Source organism: Micromonospora globispora (assembly GCF_003857015.1).
In the GTDB taxonomy this organism is placed as follows: domain Bacteria; phylum Actinomycetota; class Actinomycetes; order Mycobacteriales; family Micromonosporaceae; genus Micromonospora; species Micromonospora globispora.
On the sequence record NZ_QGGF01000146.1, the window covers coordinates 1 to 8579 of the forward strand.

Consider the following 8579-nt stretch of genomic DNA (forward strand, 5'->3'; position numbering starts at 1 on the left):
CATCCACCACCGGCCGGACCTGGTCCGGCAACTGCTCACCCGGGACTGACTGAACCCACCCCCAACCCCCACCACCGGCAATTCAGCCGGCAGTCGAACAGGAGGCCTCCCATGGCCACGGATTACACCCCCGCCGTCACGGGTACCGGCATCAAGGCAGGGATTCAGCGGGTCGGCGGCTATCTCGCCGGCATGGTCATGCCCAACATTGGCGCGTTCATCGCCTGGGGTCTGATCACCGCGCTCTTCATCCCCACCGGCTGGATACCCAACGCCCACCTCGCCCAGCTCGTCGGCCCGATGATCACCGTCCTGCTTCCGGTGCTGATCGGCTACACCGGTGGCCGGCTGGTGCACGGCCAGCGCGGCGCCGTCGTCGGTGCCGTCGCCACGATGGGCATCGTGGTCGGCAGCGAGGTGCCGATGTTCCTCGGCGCCATGATGGTCGGCCCGCTCGCCGCGTACCTGGTCAAGCTCTTCGACAACGCCTTCGAGCACCGCATCAAGGCCGGCTTCGAGATGCTGGTCAACAACTTCTCGGCCGGAATCATCGGCGGTGGCATGGCGCTGGTCGGGGTCTGGGTGATCGGCCCGGTCGTCCGTTCCATCACCAACCTCGCCGGTCACGGTGTCGACTGGCTCGTCGGGCACAACCTGCTGCCGGTCGCCTCGGTCCTGGTCGAGCCGGCGAAGGTGCTCTTCCTCAACAACGCCATCAACCACGGCGTTCTCGGCCCGCTGGGTGTCGCGCAGGCGACCGAGACGGGCAAGTCCATCCTCTTCATGATCGAGTCCAACCCCGGCCCGGGCCTGGGGCTGCTCCTGGCCTTCCTGTTCTTCGGGCCCCGCGCGCTGCGCCCCAGCGTGCCGGCCGCGATCATCATCCACTTCCTCGGCGGCATCCACGAGATCTACTTCCCGTACGTGCTGATGAAGCCGCGGCTCATCCTCGCGATGATCGCCGGTGGAGCCGCTGGAGTCACCACCTTCATGATCACCGGTGCCGGCCTGGTCGCCACCCCGTCACCGGGAAGCGTCTTCGCCTACGCCGCCGTCACGCCTCGTGGCAGCTGGTTCGGAGTCGTCCTCGGCATCCTCATCGCGGCGGCGGTCACCTTCTTCGTGGCGGCGGCGTTGCTCGGCTTCGGTCGACTCAACGGCGACGCCCAGACGGAACAGCCGGGCACCGGGGACGCCGAGGCCACGGTCCCGCCGGGCGGCGAGGGGGCGGCCGCGCCGCGCCAGACCGCCGGGGCGGCCGCAACCGCTAACTCCACCGCAGTTTCGGAGGCGTGAACCAGATGAGCACGATTCAGGGAAGCGACATCCACAAGATCGTGGTGGCCTGCGACGCCGGGATGGGCAGCAGCGTGATGCTCGCCAGCCAGCTGCGCAAACAGCTCAGCAAGCACTCGGTGGCCGTGGAGCACACCCAGGTCGATCACATCCCCGCCGACGCCGATCTGGTCGTCGTGCACACCGGGCTAGCCGCACGGGCCCGGGCGAACGCGCCCGAGAAGGTCATCGTGCCGTTCCAGGTGTTCATCGGCGATCCGGCGGTGGCGAAGGTGGTCGCCGCGGTCAAGAACGGCGGCGCGGTCGATGGCTGAGGTGGCAAGCGGGGACCTCGCCGCGCTGCTCGACCGCCGGGCGATCCGGCTCGACGAGACCGCCGCCAACCGGGAGGACGCGATCCGGCGCAGCGGTGCGGTGCTGGTCGAGATCGGGGCCGTCGACCCGTCCTACGTCGAGGCGATGCTGGCGCGGGAGCGGTCGGTCTCGACGTACATGGGGGAGGGGGTGGCGATCCCGCACGGCACGCTCGCCGGCAAGGACGCCGTACGCCGTGACGCGCTCGCGGTGCTCCGCTTCCCCGCCGGCGTGGACTGGGGCGGCGAGCAGGTCGTGCTCTGCGTGGCGATCGCCGCCCGCGGCGACGGTCACGTCGCGCTCCTGGCCCAGCTGGCCGAGGTCCTGCTGGATCCGGAGCGGGCCCTGGCGTTGCGCGAGGCCACCGAGGCCGACGAGATTCTCCGGCTGCTCAAGCCGGTCGACGAGGAGACAGACTGATGAAGGTTGTTCGCTTCCATGCTCCGGGTGATGTGCGGATCGAGGACGCACCCGAACCGACCCCGGGACCGGGAGAGGTCAAGATCCGGGTACGCAACTGCTCCACCTGCGGCACGGACGTGAAGATCTGGCGATTCGGCCATCACCACATCGACCCGCCGCGGGTGATGGGCCACGAGGTCGCGGGCGAGGTCACCGAGGTCGGTGCCGAGGTGACCGGCTGGCAACCCGGTGACCGGGTCCAGGTGATCGCCGCGATTCCGTGCGGGCGGTGCGACCAGTGCCGCCGCGGCCGGATGACCGTCTGCCCCAACCAGGAGTCGATCGGCTACCACTACGACGGCGGCTTCGCCCAGCACATGGTCGTCCCGGCCAAGGTGCTCGCCGTCGACGGCCTGAACCGGATCCCGGACGGGGTCAGCTTCGCCGAGGCGTCGGTGACCGAGCCGTTGGCCTGCGTCCTCAACGGTCAGGAACTGGCCCGGGTCGGCGAGGGTGACGACGTCGTCGTCATCGGCTCCGGCCCGATCGGCTGCCTGCACGTACGGCTCGCCCGGGCCCGCGGCGCCACCCGGATCACCCTGGTCGACCTCAACCGGGACCGGCTGGACATGGCGGCGGCGCTCGTCGCGCCCGACGCCACGGTCTGCGCTGCGGAGACCGACCCGGTCGACGCGGTCCTCAAGCTGACCGACGGCGCCGGCGCGGATGTCGTCATCATCGCGGCGGCCTCGGGGGCGGCGCAGGAGCAGGCACTGCAGATGGTCGGCCGCCAGGGCCGGATCAGCTTCTTCGGCGGCCTGCCCAAGGACAAGCCGGTCATCGCCCTCGACGCCAACCTGGTGCACTACCGCGAGCTCACCATCGTCGGCGCCAACGGGTCCAGCCCGGCGCACAACAAGGCGGCGCTGCAGCTGATCGCCAGCGGTGCGGTGCCGGTCGCGGATCTGATCACGGACCGGCTGCCGCTGGAGAACGCCCTCGAGGCATTCGACATCGTCTCCCGCGGCGCCGGCATCAAAGTCACCATAGAGCCCTGACCGGCTCGGATCCACCCGGATCCATCACCCCTAGGAGTCGTCATGCCCGAACGCACCGTCCCCGTCGGGTCGACCAGCGGGCTGCACGCCCGCCCCGCCGCCATCTTCGTCGCGGCCGCCGCCGCCCAGCCCGTCGCGGTCAGCGTCCGGCGGCCGGGCGGCCGGCCGGTTCCTGCCCGCAGCATGCTCTCGGTGCTGTCACTCGGTGCGACCCACGGCACCGAGCTGATTCTTGCCGCCGAGGGCGACGGGGCGGAGGCCGCCCTGGACGCGCTCGCCGACCTGCTGCGCCGCAACCTCGACGAGGAGCCGGTCGATGCCTGAGCGGCTGACCGGCATCGGGGTCAGCCCCGGCGTGACCGCCGGTCCGCTGCTGCGGGTGGCCCCGGCGCCCCGGCTGCCGGAGCCGACCGTCGTCGCCGACGTCGAGGCGGAGCTGGCGCGGGCCGACTCGGCCCTCGCCGCGGTCGCCGCCGAGCTGCGCCGCCGCGCCGATGCGGCGCGGCGGCCGGAGGCGGCCGAGATCCTCCGGGCCCAGGCGATGATGGCCGAGGACCCGGTCCTGCGCGAGACGATCGCCGACGTGATCCGGGGCGGTCGGGACGCCGCGCACGCGATCGCCGACGCCTTCGCCGAACACCGCCGGGCGTTCCAGGCGGCCGGCGGCTACCTCGCCGAGCGGGTCACGGACCTGGACGACGTCCGGGACCGCGCGGTCGCCGCGAGCCTCGGGCGGCCTATGCCCGGCGTCCCGGCCCCGGGTCACCCGTACGTGCTGGCCGCGCGCGACCTCGCGCCGGCCGACACCGCGGACCTCGACTCGGAGCAGGTGCTCGCACTGGTCACCGAGGCGGGCGGCCCGACCAGCCACACCGCCATCCTGGCCCGGTCACTCGGCCTGCCCGCGGTGGTCTCCTGCGCCGGCGCGCTGAGCGTGCCCGAGGGAACGGTGGTCCGGGTGGACGGCGGTTCCGGCGAGGTGGTCACCGATGTCGATGAGGCGCTGGTGACGGCCACTCGCGCCGCGGCGGCCGCCCGGCGCGATCGAGCCACCCCGAGCCGGGGACCCGGCCGCACCGGCGACGGGCACGCGGTGAAGCTACTGGTGAACATCGGCTCGGCGGCCCAGCTGCACGGCGACGAGGCCGCCGGGGCCGAGGGCGTCGGGCTTTTCCGTACCGAGCTGCTCTTCCTCGACCGCAGCACGGCGCCCGGCCTGGACGAGCAGGTTCGGGCGTACGCCGAGGTCTTCGCGGCGATGGCGGGCCGCCCCGTGGTGATCCGGACGCTGGACGCCGGCGCCGACAAGCCACTGCCCTTCCTCGACCAGGCCGGCGAGCCCAACCCGGCCCTCGGCGTCCGCGGTCTGCGGGTCGCCCGACGCCGACCCGAGGTGCTCCGGGTCCAGCTCGAAGCGATCGACCTGGCCGCCCGGCGGACCGGCGCCGACGTCCGGGTGATGGCGCCGATGGTGGCCACCGCCGCCGAGGCCCGCGAGTTCGCCACGATCGCGCGCGCCGCCGGCCTCACCAACGTCGGCGTCATGGTGGAGGTGCCGGCGGCGGCGCTGCGCGCCCCGCAACTGCTCGACCAGGTCGACTTCCTCAGCATCGGCACCAATGACCTGAGCCAGTACGTCTTCGCCGCCGACCGGCAGTGTGGCGACCTGGCCGAGCTGCTCGATCCGTGGCAGCCGGCGCTGCTGCAGCTGATCGCGGCCTGCGCGACCGCCGGCGGCGCAGCCGGGAAGCCGGTCGGCGTCTGTGGTGAGGCGGCCGCCGATCCGCTGCTCGCGGTGGTGCTCGCCGGCCTCGGCGTGACCAGCCTGTCGATGTCGCCGCGGGCCCTGGCGCCCGTGCGGGCGGCGCTGGCCGCGCACACCCTTGCCGACTGCGCCCGACTGGCCAAGCTCGCGCTGGCCGCCGAGGATGCCGAGCACGCACGGGCCACCGTCCGGAGCGAGGCCAGGCCGGTGCCGGACTGATCCGGCAGGTCGGCGGAAGCCGTCGGAGATCTCCCGTGTGACACGATCTCCGACGGCTGTCTTGGCCGGCAACCTGCAACGCCCGACCGCGGTCTCGGAGGCCGGGAATCGATCATCGAAGGGTGATCGAGAGCGTGTTCCGCCCGGCGCCGGTTGGGTCCAGAGAGTCACAGCCAGCCACGCGCTGTGGCGCTCATGCCCATCTGGAAGCGGGTAGTGGCACCCAGGTCTGCCATCAGCGCGTGGATCCGGCGCTGGGTGGTCCTGGTCGACCAGCCCAGCGACGTTCGATGACCGCGAGGTCGGCGGGCCCCGGTCGCGGTGATCGTTTCGATGAAGTCGGCGGCCAGCAGCGCCTGGCTTGCGAGCGGAGGAATGCGGCCCAGGTCGTCGCTGACCTGTCCGGTGCGGGATCGATGCCGGCCTCGCGCAGGATTTCCCACACGGTGGAGGCGGCGATCTTGATCCGAGGGTGAGCAGTTCGCCGTGGATGCGCCGGTAGCCCCAGTTGTTGTTCTCTCAGGACAGCCGTAGGGCCAGGGTGCGAATCGAGCCCAGTGTGCGGGGCCGCCGGGGTCGGCGGGGTCGGGAGACGATGGCGTGGCGGCGGGCGAGCAGGTCGCGGTGCCAGCGCAGGATGGTGTCCGGGTGCACGAGCAGCCGAAGCTGCCGCAGCGCGGCCCGGGGGAGTGGGCGCAGCAAGGCGGCCAGCAGGGCCCTGTCGGCGGGCTGGAATCGGACGCGTTGGTCGCCGAGCTGGCGCTGCAGCACGGCGATCTGGTGGCGCAGGATGAGGATCTCGATGTCCTTGTCGTGATCGCTGTAGGGCCCCCAGCCGCAGCAGCGCGAACACGTTGGCCACACCGAGGTAGGCCAGTCGCAGCAGCACGAGGCGGCATCATCCCGTAGTCACCGACACCGATCGGTCAGGTGACAAGCCGAACCAGCCGTGATCGGTCGCCCAGGTTCCGACGAGTTCGCCCTGAGCAGGGCGGATGGCAGGCACACCCCTCGCAGCGCTGGTCATCGCCGCGTTGCCGTGAAGGAAGTCCGGCAGGCGTGGCGCGAAGACGGCTGCTGCACCGATGAACCGTAAGCGGGTTGCGCTGCTCGCGCTCGGGTTCTACCTCGCCGGCGTGTCCCTCACCTTCAAGGTGCGGACCTTCCTGCAGTGGCGTACCGGAGACAGCGGCCTGCGGACCGACGCCGGCGCGGTCGGTTCCATCGGCTGGTGAGCCGGAGGCCGAGTTGCCGGTAGACCTCGGCTTCGCTCACCAGCGCAGCCACCTGGGCGACCTACTCGCCAGATGCCCGCAGCTGTGCTGCTCTGGCCCAGCGGATCCGCGAGTTCGCCGGCCTGCTCACCACCCGTCGAGGCCATGACCTCGACGCCTGGATGGCCGCGGTCGAGGCAGGCGACCTGCCCCCTTTGCGCGCCTTCGTCCACGGCCTACGCAAGGACATGCCGGCCATCGTCGCCGGGCTCACCCTGCCCTTCAGCAACGGTCCGATCGAAGGCAGTACCAAGGTCAAGTTCCTCAAGCGGCAGGTGTACGGCCGCGCCGGATTCCTGCTCCTCCGACAAAGGATCTTGCTCCCCTGAGCGACCAGCCATCACCACCGTCTTTGTGCCAGAGCCGGAAATCGGACACTCCCCTCGCTGCCGGCAACGTACTCAATTCGGACCAGGTGGTGAGGGCGGCTCGGGTGGGCGTCCTCGGGCACGGGCTGCGTCGGATATGGCGATTCCGGCCAGGACGAGGGCAGGTGCGATGGCGACCAGCAGCGGCGGCAGGTAGAACGCCGCCGGTGATATGGCAGCGAGTACGAGGACCCCGATCGGCCGGGAGCGGGAGATCCGGCCGAACACCGTGTACTCGAACATGCCCCGTCCGGCGAGGAACAGCGCGGGTCCGCCGAGGATGACGGTGATCCAGGCCGGTGGTGTGTGTCCGAGCGGGTGGTCGATGACGAGTTCGTCGCCGACGGCGATGGCGACGATGCCGGCGACCATGAGCAGGTTGGCGTAATTCGCCGGGATGACCGCGCGGAATGGGTCGGGGGCGGCTGCGATGGCCTCCGCCAGCAGCCGCCCGGCGCGGTGGATGTAGATCCGCCACAGCAGCGCCGTGGTGGTGAACGCGACCACGACCGCGGCTATCCGGTCGGGCTCGAACCTGCCGCGGCTGAAGGTGAAACCGGTGACCAGGATGAGCTCGCCGAGCGCGATGATGAACAGCTGCCGGTAGCGCTCGGCCAGATGTGGGGCGGAGATTGCGAACTCGGCTGCACGGGCGCGACCCAGCCGCGGTGTGGGAAAGCCGAATATGAGTGCCCCGTACTCCACGGTCACCGCCAGCGCCCACAGGACCGCACGGGCCGTGTCGTGCGCGACAGCGCCGGCGATCCACGGCACTGCGGACACGCAGTTCCAGAAGAGTGGCCGCGCGAAGGCGCCCCGCGCCTCGTGGCCCCGCAGCAGAAGCACCGCGGCGGCGCTGCGGCCGATCTGGGTGGCGACGTATAAGCCTGCGAAGACCAGACCATGCTCGCCGAACGCCTCCGGCGCTGCGGCGGCCATCAGCAGGGTGCCGAACATGGTCGCGATCACCAGCAGCTCTATCAGCGGCTGGTGCGGGTTCAACCTCTCCGTGAGGCCCGCCGTGTGGGTCCACACCGTCCACAGGGCCAGCAGCAACACCAGCGTCTGGAAGGCGTCGCTCCAGGTCAGCTGGTCCAGCAGCCCCTGCGAGAGCCGTGCGAGCGCGAAGACGAACACCAGGTCGAAGAACAGTTCCAGGTACGTCGCTCGTGGTTCCTCGGGTCGTCGCAGGAGCCCGGCTGCCCCACTCGTCATCTGCTCGCCCGCTTCTGCCGTTTCTGTCTAGCTTTCCGGCAGTCGTACCACACGGCAGCGCCGTCAGATGCGGATGTGCTGCGGTGGCTCGGGCTCGAGCGGCTCCGTCTACCCGCCGGGCGGCGATAGAGGTCGGTGAGTTCCTTCCATCCGTCGCCGCCCGCGCGGATCAGGTCGTCGACCTTGGCCCAGGCCTCCGGCCGGTGCTACAGGCGGCGGAGTGTCACCCAGGTCCTGATACCGATCTGTCATGCAGGTCCTGAAACACGACAAGCGGAGCTCCTGGTTTCGGGATGTCTTGGAGTGACAACCTCTCTACCGGAGCTCCGCTGCTCGCTTCAGCATCGACACACCTTGACAGCCAGCCGATCGGCCTAACTAGGGCCTGTCCTGTCGATCATGGAAGCCAGATGATTGCGGCGATGAGGACGAGGCTGGATCGGTAGAGGGATGCGCGTTTGGCGTAGCGGGTGGCCAGGTCACGCCACTGCTTGAGTCGGTTGAAGCAGCGTTCCACGACGTTGCGCTTCTTGTAGATCACGGTGTCGAAGGCTGGTGGTCTGCCGCCGGCGCTGCCCTTGGCCGCCCGGCGGGCGACCTGGTCGGACCGTTCCGGGATGACGTGGCG

At 70.9% G+C, this 8579-nt stretch carries 10 protein-coding genes and 1 pseudogene; 8 read left to right on the top strand and 3 right to left on the bottom strand.

Annotated features, from left to right (window positions below; all coding sequences use genetic code 11):
- Window positions 1-111: 111 nt before the first annotated feature.
- From mtlA to ptsP, 6 genes are read left to right on the top strand one after another with little or no spacing between them, the layout of a single operon-like run.
- Window positions 112-1296: a mannitol-specific PTS transporter subunit IIC gene (gene mtlA / locus DKL51_RS05255; RefSeq protein ID WP_109943739.1), complete on the top strand. Its 1185-nt coding sequence runs from the start codon at window positions 112-114 to the stop codon at window positions 1294-1296.
- A 5-nt stretch (window positions 1297-1301) separates the two neighbouring features.
- Window positions 1302-1610 (top strand): PTS lactose transporter subunit IIB, encoded by a 309-nt coding sequence (locus tag DKL51_RS05260; protein ID WP_109943748.1) that lies wholly within the window; start codon window positions 1302-1304, stop codon window positions 1608-1610.
- The gene (locus DKL51_RS05265) at window positions 1603-2070 is read left to right on the top strand and encodes a PTS mannitol transporter subunit IIA (protein ID WP_109943738.1); all 468 of its coding nucleotides are present in this window, start codon (window positions 1603-1605) and stop codon (window positions 2068-2070) included. The genes DKL51_RS05260 and DKL51_RS05265 overlap by 8 nt, the downstream gene beginning before the upstream one ends.
- Complete coding sequence (locus DKL51_RS05270) at window positions 2070-3110, top strand: zinc-dependent dehydrogenase (RefSeq protein ID WP_109943737.1); 1041 nt, start codon at window positions 2070-2072, stop codon at window positions 3108-3110. The genes DKL51_RS05265 and DKL51_RS05270 overlap by 1 nt, the downstream gene beginning before the upstream one ends.
- A gap of 42 nt (window positions 3111-3152) precedes the next feature.
- Window positions 3153-3434, top strand: a complete 282-nt coding sequence (locus DKL51_RS05275; protein ID WP_109943736.1) for an HPr family phosphocarrier protein — start codon at window positions 3153-3155, stop codon at window positions 3432-3434.
- The gene (gene ptsP / locus DKL51_RS05280) at window positions 3427-5094 is read left to right on the top strand and encodes a phosphoenolpyruvate--protein phosphotransferase (RefSeq protein ID WP_124811792.1); all 1668 of its coding nucleotides are present in this window, start codon (window positions 3427-3429) and stop codon (window positions 5092-5094) included. The genes DKL51_RS05275 and ptsP overlap by 8 nt, the downstream gene beginning before the upstream one ends.
- A gap of 519 nt (window positions 5095-5613) precedes the next feature.
- Here ptsP and DKL51_RS35570 read toward each other — a convergent pair.
- Complete coding sequence (locus tag DKL51_RS35570) at window positions 5614-5958, bottom strand: hypothetical protein (protein ID WP_243422261.1); 345 nt, start codon at window positions 5956-5958, stop codon at window positions 5614-5616.
- Between the two features lie 221 nt (window positions 5959-6179).
- On the opposite strand from DKL51_RS35570, the gene DKL51_RS34750 reads away from it, so the two are divergent.
- Window positions 6180-6329, top strand: a complete 150-nt coding sequence (locus tag DKL51_RS34750; RefSeq protein WP_165823050.1) for a hypothetical protein — start codon at window positions 6180-6182, stop codon at window positions 6327-6329.
- Between the two features lie 71 nt (window positions 6330-6400).
- Window positions 6401-6697: pseudogene (locus DKL51_RS05290) on the top strand (transposase); the annotation flags it as partial.
- Between the two features lie 72 nt (window positions 6698-6769).
- Here DKL51_RS05290 and DKL51_RS05295 read toward each other — a convergent pair.
- Together DKL51_RS05295 and DKL51_RS05300 are read right to left on the bottom strand one after the other, a co-directional pair.
- The gene (locus DKL51_RS05295) at window positions 6770-7951 is read right to left on the bottom strand and encodes a low temperature requirement protein A (RefSeq protein WP_109943519.1); all 1182 of its coding nucleotides are present in this window, start codon (window positions 7949-7951) and stop codon (window positions 6770-6772) included.
- A 397-nt stretch (window positions 7952-8348) separates the two neighbouring features.
- Window positions 8349-8579: transposase (locus tag DKL51_RS05300; protein ID WP_148097728.1), on the bottom strand; the 231-nt coding region annotated here is incomplete at its 5' end.